Raw genomic sequence first — 24,899 nt, 5'->3', positions numbered from 1 at the left:
GATTATACCAAACAAATGTTCTCATTGACAGCGCTTTCTGAGCTAATGATAGGATCCAATCTGTCATTATGCAATTTCGATAGTTCCATGTTAGGATGCTCTGAATAGAACATGATCGTTGTTATAACCCCATTTCCTTATTGGAAAATGTTGTAGTTTTTTCGACTTAGTTCAAAAAAGTCATTATCGATTGTACTAGGCAATTGTTTAGTTCAAAATCAATAGCCTCTAGGCTTCGCCTAGCCGAAATTCATCCCCTCCTTGAAGAGGAAGGGGACTTCTCTCGGAAAGCAGTTAAACAAAAAAACGGACCTCCTTCCTACTCAAGGAAGAGGTCCGTCTATTATTCGCCTACTTAAAATGTGCCCGTGGTTTCTTACCGCTCCACCGTTCATCCACTTGTTCACTAGCCGACTGGTACCTCGCGTCCACACTCAGCCGATATTGGTTCGTCGTATTCTCGAGCGAACAATGCAGCAGGAACATCCCGAAGATCAATACATCCCCCGCCTCGAATGTGGTGGTAGCCCACTGTCCCCCGTACTTCTCGGTAATGAGCAGCGGATCATTCGTGTAGTGGCCGACCCCGTCCCGGTCCGAATCCTTTGACCCATAGGAGTTCTTCAACTCCTCGAAGCGATGCGAGCCCAAGCACAACGCCAAGCCCCCCATCTCATAGGAGATGTCTCCGAGCGGCGACCAGACGGTGTAGAGGTTGTGCGTCCCCCGCCCCATGTAGACGATATCATAATGCGCCCCCGTGAAATCGCCCTTGCCTACGGCACGAAGCCATTTGTAATGATACGTGAGCGAAGGCTCCCCATAGAAGTCGTCGAAAAACCGCATCACACGCTCCCCGTTCAACACATCCAGAAGCTCCGGCAAATCCTCGACCGTGCCGCCCAAGAAGATGCTGCGGCTCCCGTCGGCCATCACGCCTTCCTCAAGCAGCGTGTCTCGGTCCAGCTTGCCCATGCGGTCCATCTTCTCCAGAATGCTTCGACGTGCCTGCAGCACCTTCATCCGATCATGGAAGCCACGGATCAGCAAATAGCCGTCCTCTTTCATCCGATCTCGCAGCGCCTGTACATCGTGCACGATATCGTTCGAGCTTCTTAGCTCCGTTAGATGCGGACCACCCATCTCCAACTCACGACTTCCCACCTTCACCATCATCCGTTCATCCACTCCCTGATCAGTATCGTGCTTCTATGTACCAAGTGTAGTGGACCGAAAGGAATTCCTCCATGGATGACGGTTCCGGTTTCATGTATAATTGTACGAAAATAGAGCCGGGAAAGGCCCGTTTGCCAAGAATAGATGTATTTCCGAACTGAAGGGCTATTTCCGGAGAGGAGGGCAAGTATGGCGTACACGGATATCCCCTATCGATTGGGCGAGAAATCGACGCTCCCTTTGTGCAGGTTCAGCTCGATATGGAAGGTGCAGGCGAACAGCGCTTATCAAGGGAGCAAAGGAAGAGGCTTCGATTGGCCAGGGCTGTTCGTGACCTACGAGGGAGAAGGACGCTATACGATGGCGGACCGCACGTATAGGCTGCCCCCGGGGACGTTTTTTCTCGTACAAGAAAAAATCCCCTGCACATACACGTGTCAGGAGGACGATTGGAAGTTCTATTATCTGGAGTTCAGCTCGCTCGACATGGTTCATTCGCTCGGACTTCCTCTATTCGAGGTGTCCGCCACCGGCAAGCTGGCCGAAGCCGTCCAGCGATGCGAGCAATTGATCGACACTCTGATCGTGCAGCCGATGGGCTGCGCCTACACAGCCAACATCCAGCTGCAGGAGCTGCTGCTCCTCTTCGCCCGGGAGCGGTCCGCACCCGCATCGTTTCGCCGTTCGGAGCTGGACCGGGTGCTACATCTGATGCACCGCCAGATCGGACAACCGCTCGATTTGAACGAGTTGGTGAAGTCTAGCGGGATGTCGCGCACGACGTTCTTCACGCATTTCCGAGCGACGACTGGCCTCTCCCCGAGCGCGTATATGCTGAAGCTCAAGCTAGAGTCGGCCAAAGCCTCGCTCGATACGACGAACCTATCGGTGAAGGAAATTGCCGCTGCGCTGCACTTCTATGACGAATTCCACTTCTCCAAGCTGTTCAAGCGCCAGTATGGCTCGGCACCAAGCGCTTATCGGCGGCAGCAGACATGAATCCCTACCGCACCATCTTGCCCATGCGCGTGGCCGACTCCATGATGAGCGGTGCGCATTCCCGCATCCGCTCGAGCGTGAGCCGATTCGACGGCCCCGACACCGCCAGCGCAGCGACAAGCTTGTGCGAGCGGCTGAAGATCGGCGCGGACACGGCCGCGGCGCCCGGCTCGCGCTCTTCAATGCTCGTCGCGTAGCCGAGCCGGCGTATCTCGCCGAGCTGCCGCTCGAAGACGGCGCGCTCGCCCGCATCGGTCCAGCTGAGCGCCTCAAGCAGCTCGCGCTGCTCAGCCGGCTCCGCGAAGACGATGAGCGCCTTGCTCGAAGCGCCAACGCTGAGCGGCAGTCGCGCGCCGATCGGTGCGACGCGGCGAATCGCTTGGCTGCTCTGTACCGCCTGGATGCGAATCCGCTCGATACCGTCGCGCACGTACAGACTGATCGTCTCGTCAACCTGATCACGCAGCCGCTCCATCTCGGGTAGCAAGATCGTCGCCGGATCGTCGCCGTATTCCATATTCGCGGCTAACTCCCAGATCCGGAAGCCAAGCCGGTATTTATCTGTCTCCGTATTGCGGATCACGAAACCGCGACCTTCCAAGGAAGCGAGCAGCCGGTGAACCGTGCTTTTGTGCAGAGCGACCTTGGCGGAAATCTCAGTTAGTGTAAGCTCCGCTGAATCTGTGAAACAAAGCACCACATCCAATGCGCGTTCGACTGCTCGAACCGTTAGCTTCTGATCGTCCATAAAAGTTCCACCGCCGCTTTATAGTTTCATCATGTGAAACCGAGTTTTATTACAGTATACCTCATTCGGATAAAGCTCGTAAAGCCTTAGTCGCATGGCAGTTCTAGTCTAAAGTCGTATGTATAAGGGATTTAGCGGAATGGAGGTTCAAGCCAAAACTCGCCGGGGTCCTCTTTTTCACTTTCCACTCCTTTGTTCACAATGAATAGGTCAACCTCCCTGCTGAATAACATCTGTAGTGAATCATCTACTGGAGCTATAGGAACTGAAGGCACAGCACCTCGCCATTAGTTGCGCTAACAACGGTCTAAGGAGGTACGACATACATGTTATTCGTTTACGGTGCACTTATGCCGCTTCGTGTACTGGAGGAAATCCGCTTCTGGAAAACCCAGGAAAAGGAGCATACGGTCGTCATACGTGAGCTTGTCCCTCAGTTGGAACAGGAGTATGTCACGAAGCTGAAGCAGTGGGAAGCTACCTTCGCGCTTACCGAAGCCGCAGCTATTCAGTGGATTGAAGCTGTGATTCGCTCGGGAGGCAGCGTCAGTCCCGTCATGTGGGCGCAAATTCACCAGCTCCTCCTGTCGTCTGTTGCGGAGTCCAAGATATTCATTCAACAGCTGTTTTACATGCTAAGCCAAAGTGCAGCGGTCAAGCAACTGCCTACCGCCCCTATCGTTATTCAGCACATCATCCGAGAGTCGGAATATTTCCTAGGCGTGCTTCAGGCCATTCTGACGCTCCCACCTGCAACGAATCCGGATCAACCTATGCAGCCTATGCCGCTCCCTTATTCCTCCCCTACGATACAACCTGCCGCTTCAGCCAACCGTCATTCCTCCGATCCACATTCATTTACCGGGGAAGGCATATGGTCTGGTGGAACGACGGCCGACTCCAGGGAAGTGCCGATCGGTGGCCATACGTTACCTTCATTGCCCTACAACTATAATGCGCTGGAGCCCTACATAGATGAGAAGACGATGCGTATCCATCACGATATTCATCACAAATCGTACGTAGACGGCCTGAACGCAGCGGAGAAGAAGATGGCCGAATCTCGCCAAACCGGAAATTACGACCTCATCAAACATTGGAAGAGAGAACTTGCCTTCAATGGAGCCGGTCATTATCTGCATACGATATTCTGGAATGTAATGAGTCCCCATGGCGGAGGTCAGCCGAAGGGCGAATTAGCACAGCAAATCGAACGTGATTTCGGCAGCTTCGCCGCGTTCAAGCAACAATTTTCTGCAGCCGCGGAAAAAGTCGAGGGCAGCGGTTGGGCGATTCTCGTCTGGTCCCCGCGCAGCGGTCGACTAGAAATTTTGCAAGCCGAGAAGCATCAGAACTTATCACAATGGGATGTTATTCCACTCCTTGCCCTCGACGTCTGGGAGCATGCGTACTACTTGAAATACCAGAACAAGCGGCCCGACTATGTGAAAGCCTGGTGGAACATCGTCAATTGGCCGTATGTAAGTGAACGATTCCATGCGGCCCACACATTGAAATGGCAGCCCTATTAAGATAAGGCTGCCATTCGTATTGGCTTCGTCCCGAGGTAAGCCGATATGTTACCGAACCAGCTTACGCAGCAAGCTAAGGGCATACACGAACAAGGAAGCGGCAAGCATCCAAGCGACAAGCTTGATGCTGCCAGACACCCGCACCGACGCGCCAATCGCAATGAACGCCCATACGAATACCGCTATGTAGGCCGGATCCATATACCTTCCGCCAACCAGCACGGCAAGCACCGTGGCTACACCGAGCATAATCAGGGTCCAGTTCTCGGGGGACAAGCCCCATCCCGTCCAATCGTTGGCATACAGCACTACCGCCAAATTCACGATTGTCGCCACAGACATCCAGCCCAAGTACAAGCTGAAGGGGAGCTGCACGAACCATTGGACCGATGCTGAGCTTGATGTGGATCGAGTGCAAATGTAGACCACGAACAGAGTCGTGAGCAGACCGAACATGATGAATACGCTGGAATCGATGAACAAATAATGCCATAACACAATCCAGACACAATTGAACGCACAACTAACGATAAACCAGGGTCCTATAGCTTGGCTCCTCAACTGCTTGTCTCCCGAAGGCAACAATTGATAAATGACGAAACCAGCCAACAGCGCATAAATCAGTCCCCATATGGCAAAAGCATAGGGAGCCGGCGTAATAAGAACCGGGAACATGGATGAAATTTCATTGGTCGTCCTCCCTCCTAGCGGCCAAGCATCCGCAAACCAGTTCAATGCCAGCACAGCGATCAAAGCAACTGCATTCCACCACCGAATAGCCATCCTTACATCCCTCCTCCAACAGTGTAAATTCACATTATGTAACACACATGCATTACCCACCTACCCTCACTATATGCATGGACTACCCGATAATAGTATTGCTTGTCAACCTAGTCCCCCATCCATTTGTAAAATTGTGTTCAAAAAAATACGAGCAGGCCCCCAATACGGCGCCTGCTCGCTTATCGTTACTCTCCCAAATTCGTCGGACAGCCGACCACGGGTATATCCTGAACTTCGAATCCAGGCTCGACCAGGCTGCGAACGGGGACCTCCTGCTCCTGATCGGGATGGCCCAGCATGAACACTCTTGCAAACTCATTAGCCTCATCGACATGCTGGATATAGACAGGGTTTCCATTCCATGTGACATGAGCCATAACGGGGGAAACGGATATTTCTTGTGCGCGTTGCGTGTCTATTCGTCTCATCTCCTGTTTTTTGGAACATCGCTTTTATTCTGTTCAATCGTGATATGATATATTACGAATAAGAGTTTACCAATAGCTGGTGATTAGTTGTACTTACAGAGGAGGATCGAAGGATGAGCGAGGAGAAGGCCGCATCCGCCCAGCGCGAGCAAGCGCTCAAGGCACTAGTGAATGAGATTGTGGGCGACTGCCCGGAAGTATCGATTGAGATCGATGGGTTCCAATGTACCATGTTCCGTGTGAAAGGAAAGTCGTTCGTGAGAATTGCCGGGGAGGAGCTTATCTTCAAGGCAAGCCTCGAAACCCAGGAATTCCTTATCCAGCAGGAGCCTTACTGGAAGACAGCGTACTTCGGGCGGCACGGCTGGGTATCCACACGGGCTACTACCCCCGGTTGCTGGGAGGAGCTCAAGCCACTTCTGCTGGAAGCGTATCAACTCACGGCCCCCAAGAGTGTCCTGAAGCAGACTGCTTCCCGTTCGCTCTCTACATAACAGTCCCAATACAGCAAAGAGCCCGCACGGTTGACTAACCGACCGTACGGACTCTTTTATGATATTACCCCTTCACCAATGCCAAAAACTCAGATCGCAGCGCAGCATCTTTGCGGAACTGTCCGCGAACGGCTGACGTCACGGTCTTGCTGCCCGTCTTCTTCACGCCACGGGAACACATGCACATATGCTCGCCATCGACGACGACCATCACGCCCTGCGGCTTCAGCACACGATCCAGAATATCCGCGATCTCGGATGTGATACGCTCCTGCACTTGAAGCTTCCGGGTGACAGCCTCCACCAAGCGGGCAAATTTGCTCAGACCAGCAATCTTACCGCTAGGCAAGTAGCCGACATGAATCTTCCCAAAGAAAGGCGCCATATGGTGCTCGCATTGACTGTAATACACAATATCCTTAATAATGACCAATTCTTCATGCTGCTCGTCGAATGTGACACCCAATGTATCTTCGGGATTCACGCTGTAGCCAGCGAAAATCTCCTCATACATGCGAGTTACCCGCGCTGGAGTCTCAAGCAAACCTTCCCGATCCACATCTTCTCCGATGAGCCGTAAGATTTCCTTAACATGATGCTCGATTTGCTCGCGGTTTTTCCCTACGTGGCGGTTCGAGTACTCTTTTAACCCTGCCATGTCCGCTCCTCTTCTTTACTTCCATTTTTGGTTTTTCATCATACCTTGAACCTTGTTCATCTGTTGTTTATTCAAATTGTAGCCCATTTTCTTGGCCATCTGCGTAAGCATCTCAGGGTTGTTCTGCATTTGCTCCAGTTGGCGTCGTAAGTAAAACACACCTATGAAAAAGCCGCCCACTAAACCTACGAGTAGTGTAAGAATAGGGATAATCCAGTCCCACATCGCGCTGTCACCTCAATTTTTTCTCTAAAGTTTTTGACAATCTCAACCACATCATAGCATGTCCTTCTTGCTCATTCAACGCGTCATTGGTCGGGGGCAACCCCCGTTCCGAGAACTAGGCCAATTAAGACAGAACCTGCTCCACGAACAAGGTCGTCTCCTTGGCCAGATCCACTTCCTTCACGATAATCTCATTGTTGGCATCATGCTCCACAACTCGAATAATCGGCCGGCCGGGCAGTCCGCGATGCTGACCTGCTACAACGCCAGTCTCCTTCGTAGACAGTCGTACAGATGAACCTGTCGGATAGATTGAGACGGTCCGCATGAACTGAACAAGCACCTCACGGTCCAGCTTCGTCCCCGACATCGCCATCATCTGCTCACAAGCCTCATGAGGCAGCAACTGCTTCGACTTCTTCAGATCGTACAGCAAGTTATCGTACACGTTAGCAACCGTAACAATCTGGGCATACAGATGGATCTGATCGCCTATAAGCTTACGCGGGAACCCTTCCCCATCAGGTTGTTCATGGTGCTGTAGCGAGACGTGGGCAATGAGCAGGTTCAATTCCTGCTTCTGCTTCAACAGCTCGAATCCGCGCCAAGTATGATGCCGCTTCGGATCTGCGGATTCGTCATCGGTGAGGCGCTCGACCTTGCCGATATCATGAAGCATCGCTCCGATCGACAGTTCCTTCAGTTGAATCTGATTCAACCCCATATTCATGCCGATCATTGTAGCGATCAGGCACACGTTCATCGCATGAACGTACATGTGGTTGTCCTTGGTACGGATGTCGGACAGCTGGAGAAGTACTTCTTTGTTGCGAACAACGTCTTCCAACACTTGATCAGCTGAAGTACTGATCGAACGGGTGTCGAAATTTTTACCCGAGCGGATCGAATCGAACGTCTCTGTCATTTTGCGCAGCACGAGTCGTTTCGTTTCGTCGGACAGCACTTCTGGAATTTCAACGTCTTCGAAGTTCGGATCCTTGATGTAGACCAACGTCGCTCCAATGCGTTTCAAGGTGTTGATCATATATACAGTTAGTTGAACCCCTGCGGACAATAGAATCGTTCCATTGCTGGAAAAAATCGTTCTCCCCAAATATTCGCCGGGTTCAACTTGGTCGATATTCGTGTTCTTCACAGCTGCCCCTCCCCTCTTATGTGACATGGTGAACCGAATAATTCGAATTGTTCTATCATGTGTTATCTCCCTATGATTGTTCTGGATGTAAGAGTGAGCTAGCCTTGTCCAGTTCATCCCTCACTTGCGGATGCAGCTCCGCGAGCAGCGCACGTGACACGGCGGCCTCGGCAGCGTCGCCGCCGATCCGACCGAGCGCCCACGCGGCAGCGCCGCGAATCTCCGGGCGCTCGTCCTGTTCCAGTCGTTCCGCAAGGTGAGGCACAGCGGAACGGTCCTTGAACGTGCCCAGCGCGAGAATCGCGTTGCGCTGGATCGGCTTGCGCCCGCGCCACGAGGCGGCCATGGACCCGAACCGCTCCTTGAACTGCTTGTTCGAGAGCGTCAGCAAGGGAACAAGCAGTGGCTTCACGCGTTCGGGGTCCGGCTGCAGCTCAGGCTGGTGCGTCCAGTTCTTGCCCTTGTTGATCGGGCAGACGACTTGGCACGTATCGCAGCCATATAGCCGATTGCCGATCTTCAGCTTCAGCTCGTCCTCCACGAACCCCTTGGTTTGGGTCACGAACGAGATACATCGGCTGGAGTTCAGCTCGCCCGGCCCGACAAGTGCTCCGGTCGGACAAGCGTCGATACACTTCGTGCATGTGCCGCATTGGTCGGTAATGGGTGCATCTGGCGGGAACGGAATATTGGTGATCATCTCCCCAAGATAAATCCACGATCCCCATTCTGGAGAGATGACGGCACAGTTTTTGCCGCTCCAGCCGATACCTGCTCGTTCCGCGACGGCCCGATCCACTAAGGCCCCTGTATCCACCATGCTCTCTATTCTAGCCTCAGGAACGCGTTCTTGAATAAAGGCTTCCAATCGGCCTAACCTATTTCGCAGCACATCATGATAGTCATCGCCCCAAGACGACCGGGAAATAATGCCCCGATATGCGCCAGGCTCGGACTTTGGCGGATCTTGCAGCTTGGACGGGTAGGCAATCGCAATCGCGATAATCGACTGCGGCTCCGATAGGCTGAGCTCCGGGAATACCCGCTTGTCGATATCCGGCTCCTCGAAGCCGGACTCGAAGCCTTTCTCCCGATGCCGCAGCAATACCTGCTTCAGCTCCGTGAATGGTGCAGCCGATGCGAATCCGATCTGGTCAATGCCCAGATCCGGCGCAGCAGCACGTATATCCTGCTTCAGCCTCTCCCACCGACTCTGATTACCTGTCGTTTGGGCTGTTGCCATACGTGACACTCCTCACTAATTCACAATACGTTGAATGGATTTGGTCCTACAATACTCCCGCTTTCTCGAACGGCCATAGAATGAAGTCTGCCCGACCCTGAATCATACCAGAAGCGACAGAACCGAACATACGGCTGTCCTTGCTGGCTCCCAGATGGCGGTTGTCTCCCATTACAAAATAACGGTCCACCTCCACAACGAAGGGCCCTCGATCGCCATCCTCAATCCGATTATCGGTGTAAGGCTCCTGCACGGTCGTCCCGTTCACATACAGCTTCCCGTTGCGGATTTCCACCTTGTCCCCAGGTACGGCGACTACCCGTTTGACGAGAAACTGTCGATCGGCGCCCGTCATCTCCGGATCCTTCAGAATAACAACGTCTCCCCGTTGCGGATTCCCCGTGATATAGACGATTTTGTTCACGAAGAGCCATTCCTTCTCTTTAAGCGTGGGCTCCATGGAGTGACCCTTGACGGTCGATAGGTTGAAAATGTACAAATTCAACACGATGACAATCACGAGTGCGATCGAGATCGATTTCACCCATTCCCATATCTCGGCCGACATGCTCTTCGTGCGAACTGACTTCGGGGCATCTTCGACTTCCAGTGAAGGTTCGCCGCTCTCCTGTTTCCCATATAGACTCATGTTACACCTCTGGCTCTACGTGTTTCCACATTTGATAATAAGCCAGCACACGCTCGTCCTCGAACGGCGCTTCGTTCCCCCTAATGCGTTGCAATAACCGGTCCATCCCGCCCTTAACCTTGCGATCTACGATGTCGGGATAATGATAATTCACTTTGTGCTGGGCATACTCTTCTTGATCGACAATTTGTACACCCCCGTCTGTCGTACGGATGACGTCCAAGTCGTAGTCGATGTACGTAATGACCTGTCCGCTGACGTAAGGCGGTGAGGCTATGTTGCAATAATACCGAATACCCTGCTCCTCGATCAACGATACGACATTGTACCATTGACCAGGAATGAAGAATGCTACCGAAGGAATACGGCTTACCCACTCTTTGCCGTCCCCTTCACGGATGCGAGTCTGGCTGTTCACAAGGACAAGCATGGATTCTTCTGCATGCTCAGGGAACAGACGGGCTTCCGGTATGAGCCAATTTTGCAGCCACATCCGGTGAAGATGTCCGTCATGCTTAAAGCTTTTGATGATAAATGGCGATAGATGTCCCATGGCGTGCCCTCTCTGTCTGTAGCTACCTTCTATTATACATGATGCGCCCGATTGTATGAAAACAAAAACATACCCACCCGCCGATTCAACCGGCTTCGAGATATGTCCCATTCCATACGTATTCGGTTAGGTCAATTACCGGACACAATCCGCAAATGACGGTAAGAACGTGAGAAATCGGTCGCTTCATAGCCAACCGCCTCGTACAAAGGCAGAATCGGCTCGTTATGAATGTCCACCGTAATAAGAATTTTGCTTACTTTCCGTTGTTGGAACCGCTTCTTCAGCGATTCAATTAACGTCTTGCCAATTCCACGGCGTTGGTGCTGCGAGGATACAGCTATCCGATAGTAGTACCCCTGGTTTTTCTGATCGATCGTACCAATAATGACTCCGGCAATTTCTTCATTCAACACAGCGACAAGGATCAAATCTGAATCCAGCGACAGTTGCTTAGCAAAGGCGTCCATCGTTTCTTCGACACAAGCGACCGAAAGCACTTCTTCCAATAAGCTTGTAATCGAAGCATAATCCGATAGTTGAAATGACCGAACTAACATTAAGGTCTCTCCCCGTGGTCTATATTATTTTTCTCTAGTAACTAGATTATACGACAAAATCCGATGAAATCCTGCATTAAATTTACGAAATCGTTAAAAAACATTCATTATTTGTTCATATTCGGCTGAAAACGCTTAATATGAAGCGTTTTCAGTGTCAAATAAGGGAATAGTGGGAAATTTCTAACGCTTAGACCGATTTGGTAGCGAATTCGATGCTAGATTAAAAATCTGTATCCATACTTTAACTCACCTTAAGCTAACGGTTGATCTCGCATAGATTTTCGTAGCTTCACCATTCAAGTAAAATGACCTATGCAGTTCGAGTAAATTACTGGAAAATTGCAAACCTCATATTTTTTTGGAATTTCTCAAGATTTGGCTTCCTTTAAGGCTTCGGAACGCAAAGGAGGATAAGGTGGCCAATGGAATCTACCGGGGCTTAGGGGCGTGTAACGGCCCTTAGAGCCGGTGATTCGCTTGGCTACCCCGACTGAACGAGCTGGGGGATCCGATTCGTCTTCTCAAAATTTCATGGTGTGGCATACAGGATTCACTCTCGATAAAAAGGGCTATCCTGGCGTCTAGTGAACCGACTCAGGATAGCCCTATTCATGTTAAACCGCAAACAGTGTTATTTCCCGGCATCCCATAATGCGATCAACGCCTCGGCATCGGCGTTCAATACCACGGAAACTTGTTCGGACCTATACTGACGCATTTCCGGGTTATTCAGATGCTTCCGGAAATGGTCCATATGCGTGGACGCTTGTTTCAATGACCCTTTGTCCAAATGGTGCCGGACTTGCATCAACGAATTGCGAAGCTGCGTGAGCAGCGGGGCTATCAGCCCGCCGTCTGCCGCGTACCGCTCCACCAAGCCTTCCATCGCTTCCAAGCTGGTCGAGACGCGGATGGTGTACGTGTGCGCCGCCACATTGCCCGCTGCATCGTATACTTCCACAGTGACCGTATGCGGTCCCAGCTGCCCTGCCCAATCCACTGTAATCGTCGCGGGATCCGATATGGACCCGTATACGGCATCCGACACGCTGAACTTCTTCCCCGCCACGCCGGACAACGGATCTTGCACGGACAAGACGAACGTGACAGGCTGCCCGTCATTCAGCACAGTACCGTTCGTTACCGCCGCACCGTTGGCGGATAACGTATAACCCGGGGCCGTGCCATCGATCTGAACGGTCACGGACTTCGTCTCTTCGGCCGTCTGCTGCTTATGGACGGAACGGTACTGCATGGTGTGGATTCCGTCGGCAGTCAGTTTGATGGGCTGAGCATAAGTGCTCCAGCTCGCTCCCCCGTCCAGGCTATATTCCGTGCGAAGCACTTGCGATTTGTCGCTATACACGTTCAAGGTTACGGTCGCATCGGGCGAATACCAGCCGTTGTATGACGCTCCAGCAACAGAAGCTTGAGTAACCGGCAAGTTCATCTCTGCCGATAGCGGAATCCGGAACGATGCTCCTTCGGAAATATCATAAATGAAGCCTTTACTGAAGTCGTTCGAGTTCACGTAATTGCGGATCAGTGTTGCATCGCCGATATCCAGCACATAGCGGCCGCCTCCAAGCGAGGTCGCGGAGCGAATGTCGTAAGCCGCGTTGCGGACGCCGTCGTGCGCTACGTAAATCGTGCGGCCGGCTAACAGATCTGGCGCCACTGCAGCATTCAACTGCACTTCGATCGTATTGGCAGCCGACAACGATCTCGTGAATCCGGTAACCGTGCCTTCAGGTGTTGCAGGCGTCGTGACCGTCGCTCCCCCCAGCTTCCCGATCTTGCCTCCGTCTTGTACGTAGCCATACGTCATCTGTCCTTCAAGCTCCGTATACACGCCGAAGAACCCTTGGAACGTAATTTTGTCTTCAATCGTGTAAGATACCGCCGGGTTGGACGATTGGATGATATAGTCTGTTCTACCGTCCGCGAGCTCGACCTTGATCGCGCGTACGGTGTTGTCCGAATTCGTATCGACGACATCGCCGTTCCGCTTCACTGCAGCTGGCGAGATCGCACGGACAACCCGATCCGCCTTGTACGGTTCCAAGACCGAAGTGAACAGACTGTCCAGATTCGCGCCCGTCCGGTGTGCCATCATGTAGCGCAGAGCAGGCGGATTGCCGGGCTTGTTCCGCGGCGGAATACCATCGGCCAAGGCGATATCGTCGACAAGGCCGAGCATCGTAAGCCGCAGGTGCACGTCCGTGTCGGCGCGCGCGCCTTTCCCGTACACGTTCCATGTATCCTTCAAGTTCCAATCGATGCTGAACGCGGCGGACGGTGATTCGTCCCGTTCGACGTTCTTCAGCCAGTGGAAGCCGCTACCCATATAGTTGGGCCCTTCCACGTCGTCTGCACGCTGACCGAATTCCACATTAGGTCCGGCATAAGTGCCGGTCGGCTGCGCCGTAAGCGACAGTCCCTCGGTCGTGACGGTTCCCTCTGCGGCATGAAAGCTGAAGTGGTGATCGGTTCCGCCTTTGACGCGGAAGAAATCGACGGAATACGAGTGCTCGTCATCCACTCTGATCGTCGCTGTCGTCCGGCGATAAGCTTCCAGCTGCGGGTATACACGAGGCGCCTCCACGTCTACCAGCTGGACGCGGTCCCCATCGTCGTAATGCATCGGTGTGCCGACCCATTGCGGGGACTGCTTGCGCTTGTCGACGACGACCGTATTATGGCTGACCGTGTTGTTCACCCATTGCGCCCGGTGCATGTCGACCGCATCGGCGAATTCTGGATAGCCCAAGTCCGGGGCGAGATCCAGGCCGAACGCATGCAGTCCCAGATTAAGCGTATCGCGATGACCGTGCCCGGAATTGCGACCGTAATACATCCAGACGTCGCGCAGCGTATTTCGCTGGGCGTCCACCTTGGCAATCTCCTCCCGATTGAGCAGCAGCAGTTCCGTCACACCAAGCTTGTAGTTCGACGCCACGTCGTTTTTCCCCTTGTTCACGAAGGAGATGATATGGCTCCCCGCCGTAAGTTCCAGTTCCGCCAACACCTCGAAGTCTTTGGAAGCGCCGAAGAAGTCGATCTCCTTCACCAGCCGCCCGTCCAGGAATACTTGGTAAATGCCGTAGGAAGTAGCCCGGAACGGCTTTAACCGAACCTGGTACGTATCGATCTTCGGAACTTCGTATGCGAACGCAATGGTATGCCCCGGTGTCGTTGCTTCCATCTGCACCGTGGATGTCGCATCATAGGTATTGTAGGACGTACTCGCCTCTGTAACCTGGAGACTCGGGAAGCCGTACCCGACGCCGTACTTCCGCTTGTCGTTCTCCCCGTCCCGCAGTGCGGCGAAGCCGTAACCGGTCAAGTTCACGCTGTCCAGATCGAGCGGTCCTTCTTGTTGGACGACCGCTTCGATGTCGGTAGCCACTTGCTCCGGATCGGCTGCGAATATGTCGGCGTGAATGCCGTCAGAGCTGTTGTTGTTCAAGAAATGCGCCATCTGGGCGAAGATCGGCTCCCTGTAGATGTCGAATGCTTTGATCATCTGAGCCTTATCCACACTGATCCCCGGATTGCCCGTGGAATCCGAGTCACCGATCGAGGGCATGTAGCGTTCCGACAGCATCAGCGGATATTTGGCATCGAACATTTTGCTTAACTTCACATTCTGATACAGATCGGCCTGCGGATACTTGTCATACCCGTACAGCACATCCGCGACGATTAGATAATTGTTCAGCCATAATCCGTTGTACCCCGGAGCTGCTTCGTTTCCATGTCCGTCGCGGTCTACGTCATTGACCAGGGAAGCCAGCATATTGCCGCCGGTCACGCGCCACGGGTTCGGTTCGAGCTTACCGGCCTGGTTGTTGAAGTCGAGCCATTCCTTCGTCTCGGGGAACGTGTCGAGCACCACGGCCGCCATCGCCAATGCGCTCTGATGCATGCCGACGTTGCCGCGGATCTGGGCATTCTTCACGCCCGGGAACACTTGGCGGAGAATGCCGTCCTCTGCGTTGCGGCGCAGACCGGTTCCCGACCGTTTGAAGGAGAGCTTGTGTTCATTCGCTTTGCCGCTTAAGAACGCTAGCACGTCCGGATCGTCCATAGCCGGATAGAAGGCATCGTAAGCACTGATGAAATCCTTGACCAGCGAGGTTTCCCATACGGATCCGACCGCTTTGCCGCCACCGGTTCCTTGTGCAGACTGCAAGAAGATGTTCGGGTCATAGGCGAACGCGTCCAAGCTCGGATAGACGTCCGCGATCCGGTCGAGCAGAACGATGCCGGCACGGGCATAGCGGAGATCGCCGGTGTATACAAAGGCATCCTTAAGCGCTTTAACCGCCCGTTGGATGACCCCGCTGCTATACCACAAATGCCAATGCGTGTAATAAGCAATGAATGTGAACCGGTTACCCTTGTCGTCCACCCAGCCGTAGCCGTCATCCACTCCCCATGTCGGGCCTTTCTCGGGATACAACGTGTTGACAAGCAAGCTGCGGTCGGCCTTCTCCGGCCGGAACGTCCCCTGCTCGTCCAGCCCGCTGCGGTAATAGGCCCCGAAATCGTTCGTCGGGAACTTGTACCCGCTCGAAGGATCGACGATTTTCCAAGGCTCGTTAATGGGATCGGCGGAGTAAGGGTAGTTCCCATACTTGTCGATCTCCTTGCCGGTGACCGGACTGCCCACCTGCTGATTCACCCCGTAGCTGCGCGGCAGCGTCTGAGGCGGAACCAAGTCCCAGAGGAACTCTTGCCCCAGGGCAACGAAAGGTTCAGCCGCTGTCACGGCGGCATCCCGGATGCTCTTGGCCCAGTCGAAACGCGACGCGTTGAGTCGGGCGTTCGCCACCTTCTCCGGCGTGAACGAGGTGCTTCGGGTTTTGTCGCTGGTTAGGGCCTTCACGGTAACAGCAGCCGCCCCGCTCTTAACCACTCCCCCGAGCTCGACGGTTGCCGACACAACAGCCGATCCAGGCTGAATGCCCTCGAACATCCCGGAAGCCGGATCGATGGCTACGATCGTCTGCTGATTGCTAGCATATGTCACTCCCGCTAGAGACAAATCGGCGACACTGCCGTCTTCGAATTTCCCGACAACCGACACTTTGGCGAATTCGCTAACTTGGATCGTAGCCGGTAACGTGGTTACTTCTACAGAGGACAACGTCTTGGGCGTTACGACGACGCGTTTAACGCCGATTACCGTTACGCCGTTGAACGTCACGGACGCTCTCAAGACCGTTTCGCCTACCTGTTTGGCGGCCACAATTCCCTGTTCGTTCACGGAGACGATTTCCGGGTTGTCGCTTGCAAACAAGGTCGCCACCTGGGACAAATCGGCGGGAGCTCCATCCGATAGCCGACCGGTGAGCACGATGCGAGCCGTTGCCCCGACATACAGCTCGTCCGGCGTCCAGTTCAAGTAAACTTCCGCTAATTGTTGATCCGTGACGGTTATGTTGGAAGTTTGCACAGCGGTCCCTTCAGCCGCCTCCACAGTCGTTGTTATCGTAGCCGTCCCTTTTCCGCGGCTCGTTATAACTCCTTCCGTACTAACTGTAGCCACCGACTCGTTGTCGGAGGTGAACCGGTATACCGGCTGTGTGACGGCCGTTCCGTCAGACATGGACACGGAGGTTTGTATCTGCGCCGTCTCGTTCAGCAGCAGCAGCGATTTCGAGGGCACAGCGCTTAATTGCAACGCAGCGGGCCCCGGCATCGGTGTAAGCGTCAGACCCGCCGCATACATGGAGTAGTTGCTCCCCGCCGTAGCTTTCGGATTCCTTCCGATTACGCTTAGCGTGAAGGTGTGGGCTCCCTCGGTCAGCTCGACCGTGCGCAGCGCCGTATCCGGTCCGAACCGGCTGCCCGGATCGTAGAAATCATAAGTCCCGATCCGCGTCCCATCGACGGATATGGCTCCGATCCCGGATTTGAAATACAAATAACCCTTGAATGAAATCAAATAATGACTGCTCTTCGGCACGATGAATTGAAAGGAGCGGGCTTGTCCGATCGCCGTGGCGGAAATCGCAGCGCCATAGGCACTGTTGCGGGATGTCGCCGGAGGATCGGTCGTCTTCCCGACAAGCATCAGGTTGCCGCTTCCGGAGAAGGCGTCCAGGAAACTGTACTTGATGGGCGCCGGCGCCGGATCCCCCTCTGCCGCGAATAGTGTGTCCGGCCATAGACCGAATAACAAACAGACCGTCAGTAGAACGCTCACTCCCTTTCGAATGCTTGACCTTGTCTTGGCTCGCGGATGCGATTGGATCAACGTGCATCACTCCCATGCGTATAGATTTGTAAGCGCTTACCATTCCCGGATGGAACGGAAGCAGCTTGAAGCACTTCTATTATCGCTTGATGAGGTTGATCGAGACACGGACAAATGCGATGAGTATTTGGACATTTCGTGCTATTATTTAACTGAAAAGGGAAATTAATTTCGTTTCAAATGGGGTTGGGAAAGGGGAGATGCTGCATGAACCAACAACTGCCGTACTTGAAAACACTTTATTTGCCCGACATGAACTCCGCTTTCCGCGTCTATCAGACGCATTGGCGAGTAACGAAGCCGATCTGGTCGCGGCCTTGGCATGATCATCCGATGTTCGAGCTCAATCTGGTGTTGGAAGGAACGCAGAACGTATGGATCGGGGAAACGATGCATGCGATGCAGTCGGGCGACGTGATTCTGATCCCGCCTGGTTATTTGCACCGGGTATCGGATACGGGGGGAACCGACCTTACATATTTCGCCTTGCATTTCGATGTGGAGGATTATCGACTTCGTGCCATTCTCAATCATTACCGGAGCGGCTTCCACCCTTATGGGTCGCCGATCGAGAAGGAGATCCGCCCCTCCCTCATGCAGTTGCTCGATAGCTTCAGAGCCTCTGAGCATGTGGATATGAAGCACCCGGCACACCGGATGCGGTTCACCTCTCATCTGTTCGGTCTATTGGCTGCGTTAGCCAGTGTGGAGGACAGCGAGGTGCTGGCGCAAGGCCCACATGAAACGAAGTATACGATCGCGCATCGGATGGCTGAGCAGTTCGAGGCCATCGCCCAAACCGGCAACAGCTCCAGTTCGCTGCTCGGCATCAGCATCGCCCGCTTGGCCGAACAGTTGGGCTACAGTACTGCCCACTGCTGCCGGCTGTTCCGCAGCGTCTTTGGCGTGTCGCCCCGGCAGTACTTGTCCAACGTCACTCTGCACCAGGCCCGTCTGGAGCTGCTCAACCCCCGACAATCGTTGGAGCAAGTGGCCTCCAAGCTCGGGTACCAGGACGGCGCGCACTTCAGCAAACAGTTCAAGCGGTGGACCGGCTGCTCACCTTCCGAGTACAGGAAGCGGCAAATGCTGCCGGAAGGTGATTAATCGTTTGCGATTTATCACCAAATAATGGTATCCCGGGTAACTTCAAAAGTTCTAATCGACTCACGGTAGTGTCCGAGGTGGAGTTTTTGGATACACAAACCTTGATTAATTGTAACAAATTTGGTTATAGGAACCGTTTCCTGCCGGCAGCTCTTCTCCACGCATTCTCTCACTTCTTCATACATATCTAAAGTGATCAAATCGGGTATGTGCATCATCTCAGTATATGTCCATTGATCTTCCCCTTTGTTTTCATGCCATACTTGACACAGATATTCGCGAAAAACAAACTGCCTTACACCCCAGAATATAAAAGTGCAGGGCCAGCGATGTCTTCACATCACCAACCCTGCTCATCTGCTACTTCCCTTTCAACATATCATTCAGCGCCAAGTTCAACTTCAGCACGTTCACCCGCGGTTCGCCGAATACACCAAGACTACGCCCTTCGGTATGCTCATCTACCAGTTGCTCCAGTGCAGCTGTCGTCAAGTTGGTCAGCTTGCTGATCCGCGGCACCTGCACCATGGCGGATGCGGGCGTTATATGGGGATCGAGTCCCGAACCCGAATTCGTAATGAGGTCGATTGGCAGCTTGTTCACCGGCACGTCCGGGTTGTCCTTCTTCCACGCCTCAATCGACTCTTGCGTTCTCGCTAACATGTCGGGGTTCGAGGGGGCGTAGTTGTTCGAACCGGACGCCTCTGCCTTGTATTCGATGCTCGATACCCGGCCTTGGAAATACTTCGGATCGGTGAACGCCTGCCCGATTAACTCCGAGCCCACGACTTCGCCCTTGCTGTTCTCGATCAGGCTCCCATTGGCATTGGACGGCATCAGCGCTTGAGCAAGACCTGTGCATACTAACGGATATACGATTCCGCATAACACAAGGAGTACGAGACTTACTCTAATTACAACACCAAAAGAAAACTTCGCCATATGGCCTCCATTCTTTCTGAGCGCTGACATCTCCGCGCCGGGCTTCGCTGCATTTACTCTCGATTGTTCCCTACTATTCATACCGGACTGTTCCGAGTTACTCATCTGAATCCATCCTCCCTATCTATATCCATACATGAACGACGAGGTCGATCAGCTTAATTCCGATAAATGGCACCACTACGCCGCCCAGACCGTAAATGACCATATTCCTCTGCAGCAGCTTGACCGAGCTCATCGGCTTGTAGGCCACACCCTTCATGGCGAGCGGGATCAAGAGCGGAATTATGATCGCATTGAATATCAATGCCGATAAAATTGCTGAAAGCGGCGAACCGAGCTTCATGATGTTCAACGCCTCCATCTGCGGGATGGCGAGTGTGAACATGGCCGGGATGATGGCGAAATACTTCGCCACATCGTTCGCGATACTGAAGGTCGTCAAGGCGCCGCGAGTCATCAGCAGCTGCTTACCGATGGCGACCACTTCGATGATTTTCGAGGGGTCGGAGTCCAAGTCGACCATATTCGCCGCTTCCTTAGCGGCCACGGTGCCACTGTTCATGGCGAGCCCTACGTCCGCTTGGGCAAGCGCCGGGGCGTCATTCGTGCCGTCGCCAGTCATCGCGACCAGCTTCCCTTCAGCCTGCTCCTTGCGGATGACGGCAATCTTATCTTCCGGTTTGCTTTCGGCGATGAAATCATCCACGCCCGCTTCACGAGCAATAGTAGCCGCTGTCAACGGATTGTCGCCGGTACACATAACTGTCTTGATCCCCATCTTGCGGAGTTGATCGAAGCGCTCCTTCATCCCTGGCTTCACGGTATCCTTCAGATAGATAAGTCCATAGATGTGCCCATCCACAGCAACAGCGAGCGGTGTACCCCCTTCTGAAGCAATGGCATTCCCCTTCTGGTCCAGGTCATCAGGAATGTTTCCCCCTTGCGCCTGCACCCATCGCTTCACGGCATCAACCGCGCCCTTGCGAACTTGGCGGCCGTCCTTCAGGTCGATCCCGCTCATCCGCGTTTCTGCTTTGAACTCGATGAATTCCCCGCCCTCGGCTACCGATCCCGCTGCGTCCAACGTACCGCCTTGACGCTTCATCAGCTCCAGTACGGATCGACCTTCGGGCGTCTCATCCTTAAGTGAACCGATAGCCGCCCATTCTGCAACTGTATTCACACGCTCAGTCCCAACCGGAATGAACTCACTCGCCATCCGGTTACCGAACGTAATCGTCCCTGTCTTATCGAGAATCATCGTATTGATATCGCCAGCCGCCTCGACAGCTTTTCCCGACATGGCAAGAACATTGAATTGGGTAACTCGGTCCATACCAGCGATCCCGATCGCAGACAGCAAGCCGCCGATCGTCGTCGGAATTAAGCAGACAAGCAGGGCGATCAATACCGGAACAGCCAGATCAACACCTACATAATTAGCGATTGGAGCCAATGTAACGACTACGATAAGGAAAATCAGCGTCAAGCTTGTGAGCAGCGTATTCAACGCAATCTCATTTGGCGTTTTCTGCCTCTTGGCTCCTTCTACCAAGGAGATCATCCGATCGATGAACGACTCCCCTGGATCGCTTGTGATGCGGACTTTAATCCGATCGCTGACGACCCGTGTCCCCCCGGTGACGGAACTGAAGTCACCCCCAGCTTCCTTAATAACCGGTGCCGATTCCCCTGTAATGGCCGATTCATCTACGGACGCCAAGCCTTCCACCACTTCACCGTCCCCCGGGATCATTTCGCCTTGGGACACGACGACCATATCGCCCTTGCGCAACTCGGTTGAAGGCACCTGTTTCACTGCGTTGCCTATGATCTTATTCGCGGTGATTTCCCGCTTGCTTCTCTTCAACGAATCGGCTTGTGCCTTCCCGCGTCCCTCTGCCAATGCTTCTGCGAAATTCGCGAACAGCAGTGTGAACAGCAGGATCAGGAAAACCGTCAGATTAAACCCTATGCTATCCTCCGCACCGAAATAGGCGGGGAACACGGTCATGAGCAGCACGACGAACGTACCGACTTCAACCACGAACATGACTGGATTTTTCATCATCCATACCGGGTTGAGCTTAACAAAGCTTCCTTTAATGGCTTGCGTTATCATATCGCGGTTCAGCAATTGTTTTCTATTCGTATTCACGGATTTCTCCACCTCTCTTCAACTTAACGGATCGTCAGATGCTCGGCAATCGGCCCCAGCACTATACCAGGCAAGAACGTCAACGCTCCGATAATCAGGACGGTTCCGACCAGGATGCCTACGAATAAGCGGTTGTCGGTACGGAACGTCCCGATCGTCTCGGGAACCCACTGCTTGCGCAGCATGGAGCCGCACAAAGCCAGCATGGCGATCATCGAGATGTAGCGGCCGAACAGCATCACAAGACCCGTCGAGATGTTCCAGAAGGGTGTATTGTCTGCCAAGCCCTCGAAGCCTGATCCGTTATTCGCGGCCGACGACGTGTACTCATATAACACTTGGGATATGCCATGGAACGAAGGATTCGTAATACCCGCCTGCCCGACATCCGTAACCAACGCAAGCGCTGTAGATGCCAATATAATGAACGGATGTGCGAGAATGGCGATGGCGATCAGCTTCATCTCCCGCGCTTCGATCTTGCGGCCGAGAAACTCTGGCGTACGTCCTACCATCAATCCTGCAAGGAACACAGCGAGGATGGCGTACATGAGCATGTTGACGAGTCCTACGCCCTTACCGCCGAACACACAGTTCAGCATCATAAGAGCAAGCGGAGTTATCCCCCCAAGTGGTGTGAGCGTATCATGCATGTTGTTGACTGAGCCAGTAGTCGCCGCCGTAGTAACCGTGGTGAAGAGGGCGGATTGGGCGATGCCGAAACGCACTTCCTTGCCTTCCATACTGCCTTGCGAAGCGTCAATACCCAGTCGGTTCATTACTGGGTTACCAGCCGATTCCGAGACGTATACGAGAGACAAGAACCCAATGAATAGAATCATCATCGCCGAGAAAATAACCCAGCCCATCTTGCGGTTCTTAGCGAACAAACCGAACGTATATGGCAGCGCTGCGGCCATGCACCACATAGATAGAATCTCAATGACGTTCGTTATCGGATTCGGGTTCTCGAACGGATGAGATGAGTTGACACCGAAAAATCCGCCCCCGTTCGTCCCAAGATGCTTAATCGACTCAAGTGAGGCTACAGGCCCGATAGCAATTTGCTGCTCCACGCCCTCGATTGTAGTGGCCGTCAATGTTGGCTTCAACGTCTGCGGCACCTGCAGGGCGACTAACAGTAAGGTGACGACAAACGCCATCGGGAGGAACACCCGTACATGCGCCTTCACGAAATCTTCGAAAAAGTTGCCAATCGTCGTTCCTTTGCTCGTAATCCCTCTTACGAAGGCAATGGCTACGCACAAGCCAGTCGCCGCTGATGTGAACATCATCATCGTAATGACAGCCATTTGCGAGAAATACGACAAACCCGTTTCACCGCTATAGTGCTGAAGGTTCGTGTTCGTGATGAAGCTGATTACCGTGTTGAACGTCAATGTTTGTTCCATCGCGTCTATCGAGTTAGGATTCATGGGCAGATGATTTTGCAGCCGGAGAATCAAGTAACTGATCGCTACAAGCACGATATTCGTTCCTATAAAGCTGATTGCGTACGTTTTCCAAGTCATTCCTTTGCGTTCCCGCAAGCCAATCAGCTTATAGATCGGCTTCTCCACCCAGGTAAACCATCTATCCATGCGATTAGCTTCATTAGAGAATACATGATACAAATAAGTGCCTAGCGGCTTAACAAGCAGCACCAGCAACACAATTACAATACAGATTTGTACGATACCCATTGCAACGAAACTCCTCCCAGGAACCTGCCCCTACTTGCTGACGATTCCTCTAAAATTTTTCCGGATTGATCAAAGCGTAAGTCAAGTACACGAACACCATTACCGTAAATAGGCCGATAACGATCATTCCCGCTCGCCTCCCGACTGTTCCACCACTCGTCCACAGCCATACACAAATGCAGCGAATAGCACAAAGCAACCTGCAAGCAGCACTATCATGTAGAAGTCCATCATGCGAACAACCCCCATCCTCGTAGTCATTGTTAATCCATTAGAAAATTGACCTCATAACTATGCGTATGAATGACGTAAGCGGCTCCCAGCCCTTTGTAGATCAAGCGCGGTGCATTGGAGTGAGTGATAACGTAGATCGGCTTCACCGTCCAAGTCCGGCATATCTGGATGTAGCGGCAGCACAACGTCTGGCTTGTTTCGAATAAAAACACTTTCCCTATCCCATACTCCGGGATCATCCATGTTGTCTGATCCACTGTATCCAGTACGATCCAGTCTCTTACCCCAATCTCTTTCAATCGATCCATTTCCGTTCGGTTATTCACCAGCGCTGCAAATGGAATACCCCTGCGAATCAGTTCACGGATGAACGCTTCTCCGGTTTTGTTCGGGGCGGACACCAATATTCGCTCTGTACACGACTCCATCATCCATTCTCCTCCTAATAATTCGAGCGAAGAGAGCAACAAAAAAGAAGCCTGCATGAAGAGATGCACTCTTCCCGCGGCTTCCTACAGACACAGTCAAACACACCGTGCCTATATCCACGACAATCGTTGCCTCTCTCGATACGCTTACGAGGTTAGCTGACGGATTCGGGCGTGAGAGTCGCCCTACCCGAGTGTGTAGATCCACACCCAGGATTCACCCCATGGAAACTTGCACACCATCATACGGCTGCGTGGTTTCCCGTTGGTTCCCCCGTTCCTTTTCCATTCAAGGACTCAGCGATCATGCTTGTTCTTGCAACAAGCATGCTTCATCTTTCAACAATAGGCATAGCAAAAGACCACAGAGGCGTAAGCCCTGTGGTCGTGTTAACCGATCACAAGCTTCATCATCCTCTCTCCTGACGCTTACGAGGTTAGCTGACGGATTCGGACGGTGAGAGTCGCCCTACCCGGTTCAGGATTCCATGGTCTCCTGTCCCGGGATTCACCCCTAGCTATGCTCAATCGGCTCTCACACCGACCTCGCATCGCTGTTTGGTTCCCCCGTTTTCCTGCGCTAGGCAAGAAACTCAGCGTTTGCAAATGAAAACTTTGCATGAATCATGAGATGAATCATACGCTTGACGGAGACAGCTGTAAAGAACGACCGACTTTTGAATATAGCCATTCCAGACTTTCATACATGGTAAATCGGCAACAAACATCCAAATCCCTCTACAATACTCTCTATATCTGCGATTTACTCAGTTTTCATGAAATACATAGCAAGCGCTAGCTGGGACCCCAATAATTGAAGCTTGGATTCAATGATGCCGTTTTCATTAG

Annotated in this window: 20 protein-coding genes, 1 pseudogene and 2 riboswitches; of the genes and pseudogenes, 4 read left to right on the top strand and 17 right to left on the bottom strand. The window is 53.0% G+C overall.

The features are described 5' to 3' along the window. Nucleotides 1-351: 351 nt before the first annotated feature. Nucleotides 352-1,176, bottom strand: a complete 825-nt coding sequence (locus AC1DWB_RS22035) for a phytanoyl-CoA dioxygenase family protein (RefSeq protein ID WP_477543239.1) — start codon at nt 1,174-1,176, stop codon at nt 352-354. Nucleotides 1,177-1,365: 189 nt separating this feature from the next. On the opposite strand from AC1DWB_RS22035, the gene AC1DWB_RS22030 reads away from it, so the two are divergent. Beyond that, on the top strand, nt 1,366-2,175 hold the full coding sequence (locus AC1DWB_RS22030) for an AraC family transcriptional regulator (protein WP_477543238.1): 810 nt from the start codon (nt 1,366-1,368) through the stop codon (nt 2,173-2,175). Between the two features lie 4 nt (nt 2,176-2,179). On the opposite strand, the gene AC1DWB_RS22025 is transcribed toward AC1DWB_RS22030, so the two are convergent. Further along, nucleotides 2,180-2,923, bottom strand: a complete 744-nt coding sequence (locus tag AC1DWB_RS22025; protein ID WP_477543237.1) for an IclR family transcriptional regulator — start codon at nt 2,921-2,923, stop codon at nt 2,180-2,182. Between the two features lie 326 nt (nt 2,924-3,249). Between AC1DWB_RS22025 and AC1DWB_RS22020 the strand changes: the two genes are divergently transcribed. Next, a complete protein-coding gene (locus tag AC1DWB_RS22020; protein ID WP_477543236.1) occupies nt 3,250-4,455 on the top strand; it encodes a Fe-Mn family superoxide dismutase in 1,206 nt (401 codons plus the stop codon). A gap of 48 nt (nt 4,456-4,503) precedes the next feature. On the opposite strand, the gene AC1DWB_RS22015 is transcribed toward AC1DWB_RS22020, so the two are convergent. Beyond that, nucleotides 4,504-5,238 (bottom strand): tryptophan-rich sensory protein, encoded by a 735-nt coding sequence (locus AC1DWB_RS22015; protein WP_477543235.1) that lies wholly within the window; start codon nt 5,236-5,238, stop codon nt 4,504-4,506. 248 nt (nt 5,239-5,486) lie between these two features. Next, nucleotides 5,487-5,660: pseudogene (locus tag AC1DWB_RS22010) on the bottom strand (H-type small acid-soluble spore protein); the annotation flags it as partial. A 122-nt stretch (nt 5,661-5,782) separates the two neighbouring features. Between AC1DWB_RS22010 and AC1DWB_RS22005 the strand changes: the two are divergent. Beyond that, nucleotides 5,783-6,163, top strand: a complete 381-nt coding sequence (locus tag AC1DWB_RS22005) for an MmcQ/YjbR family DNA-binding protein (RefSeq protein WP_477543234.1) — start codon at nt 5,783-5,785, stop codon at nt 6,161-6,163. A 64-nt stretch (nt 6,164-6,227) separates the two neighbouring features. On the opposite strand, the gene folE is transcribed toward AC1DWB_RS22005, so the two are convergent. From folE to AC1DWB_RS21965, 8 genes are all read right to left on the bottom strand, one after another. After that, a complete protein-coding gene (gene folE, locus AC1DWB_RS22000; protein ID WP_477543233.1) occupies nt 6,228-6,821 on the bottom strand; it encodes a GTP cyclohydrolase I FolE in 594 nt (197 codons plus the stop codon). Between the two features lie 15 nt (nt 6,822-6,836). Beyond that, nucleotides 6,837-7,046 carry a YneF family protein gene (locus AC1DWB_RS21995; protein ID WP_477543232.1) on the bottom strand — a complete coding sequence of 70 codons (210 nt, stop codon included), beginning with the start codon at nt 7,044-7,046 and terminating at the stop codon, nt 6,837-6,839. Between the two features lie 124 nt (nt 7,047-7,170). Next, on the bottom strand, nt 7,171-8,202 hold the full coding sequence (locus AC1DWB_RS21990) for an HD-GYP domain-containing protein (protein ID WP_477543231.1): 1,032 nt from the start codon (nt 8,200-8,202) through the stop codon (nt 7,171-7,173). A gap of 70 nt (nt 8,203-8,272) precedes the next feature. Then, nucleotides 8,273-9,445: a tRNA epoxyqueuosine(34) reductase QueG gene (gene queG, locus AC1DWB_RS21985; protein ID WP_477543230.1), complete on the bottom strand. Its 1,173-nt coding sequence runs from the start codon at nt 9,443-9,445 to the stop codon at nt 8,273-8,275. 46 nt (nt 9,446-9,491) lie between these two features. After that, nucleotides 9,492-10,094, bottom strand: coding sequence for a signal peptidase I (lepB, locus tag AC1DWB_RS21980; RefSeq protein WP_477543229.1), 603 nt, complete (start codon nt 10,092-10,094; stop codon nt 9,492-9,494). A gap of 1 nt (nt 10,095) precedes the next feature. Continuing rightward, nucleotides 10,096-10,647: a DUF402 domain-containing protein gene (locus AC1DWB_RS21975; protein ID WP_477543228.1), complete on the bottom strand. Its 552-nt coding sequence runs from the start codon at nt 10,645-10,647 to the stop codon at nt 10,096-10,098. Between the two features lie 131 nt (nt 10,648-10,778). Further along, complete coding sequence (locus AC1DWB_RS21970; protein WP_477543227.1) at nt 10,779-11,207, bottom strand: GNAT family N-acetyltransferase; 429 nt, start codon at nt 11,205-11,207, stop codon at nt 10,779-10,781. Between the two features lie 634 nt (nt 11,208-11,841). Continuing rightward, nucleotides 11,842-17,475: an FIMAH domain-containing protein gene (locus AC1DWB_RS21965; protein WP_477543226.1), complete on the bottom strand. Its 5,634-nt coding sequence runs from the start codon at nt 17,473-17,475 to the stop codon at nt 11,842-11,844. Nucleotides 17,476-17,682: 207 nt separating this feature from the next. Between AC1DWB_RS21965 and AC1DWB_RS21960 the strand changes: the two genes are divergently transcribed. After that, complete coding sequence (locus tag AC1DWB_RS21960; protein WP_477543225.1) at nt 17,683-18,582, top strand: AraC family transcriptional regulator; 900 nt, start codon at nt 17,683-17,685, stop codon at nt 18,580-18,582. A 360-nt stretch (nt 18,583-18,942) separates the two neighbouring features. Here AC1DWB_RS21960 and kdpC read toward each other — a convergent pair whose 3' ends face one another. From kdpC to AC1DWB_RS21935, 5 genes are all read right to left on the bottom strand, one after another. Next, nucleotides 18,943-19,554, bottom strand: a complete 612-nt coding sequence (gene kdpC / locus AC1DWB_RS21955; RefSeq protein WP_477543242.1) for a potassium-transporting ATPase subunit KdpC — start codon at nt 19,552-19,554, stop codon at nt 18,943-18,945. Nucleotides 19,555-19,648: 94 nt separating this feature from the next. Further along, nucleotides 19,649-21,685 (bottom strand): potassium-transporting ATPase subunit KdpB, encoded by a 2,037-nt coding sequence (gene kdpB / locus AC1DWB_RS21950; protein ID WP_477543224.1) that lies wholly within the window; start codon nt 21,683-21,685, stop codon nt 19,649-19,651. Between the two features lie 23 nt (nt 21,686-21,708). Next, a complete protein-coding gene (gene kdpA, locus AC1DWB_RS21945) occupies nt 21,709-23,388 on the bottom strand; it encodes a potassium-transporting ATPase subunit KdpA (protein WP_477543223.1) in 1,680 nt (559 codons plus the stop codon). A gap of 49 nt (nt 23,389-23,437) precedes the next feature. Then, complete coding sequence (locus tag AC1DWB_RS21940) at nt 23,438-23,515, bottom strand: potassium-transporting ATPase subunit F (protein ID WP_477543241.1); 78 nt, start codon at nt 23,513-23,515, stop codon at nt 23,438-23,440. Nucleotides 23,516-23,651: 136 nt separating this feature from the next. After that, complete coding sequence (locus tag AC1DWB_RS21935; RefSeq protein WP_477543222.1) at nt 23,652-24,053, bottom strand: hypothetical protein; 402 nt, start codon at nt 24,051-24,053, stop codon at nt 23,652-23,654. A 125-nt stretch (nt 24,054-24,178) separates the two neighbouring features. After that, nucleotides 24,179-24,363, bottom strand: a riboswitch (cyclic di-AMP (ydaO/yuaA leader). A 97-nt stretch (nt 24,364-24,460) separates the two neighbouring features. Continuing rightward, nucleotides 24,461-24,659: riboswitch (cyclic di-AMP (ydaO/yuaA leader) on the bottom strand. Nucleotides 24,660-24,899: the final 240 nt, after the last annotated feature.

The organism is Paenibacillus sp. P4_E11 (assembly GCF_056401635.1).
Note: the sequence above shows the minus strand (reverse complement) of the source record. Positions and strands in the feature narration are given on the sequence as shown.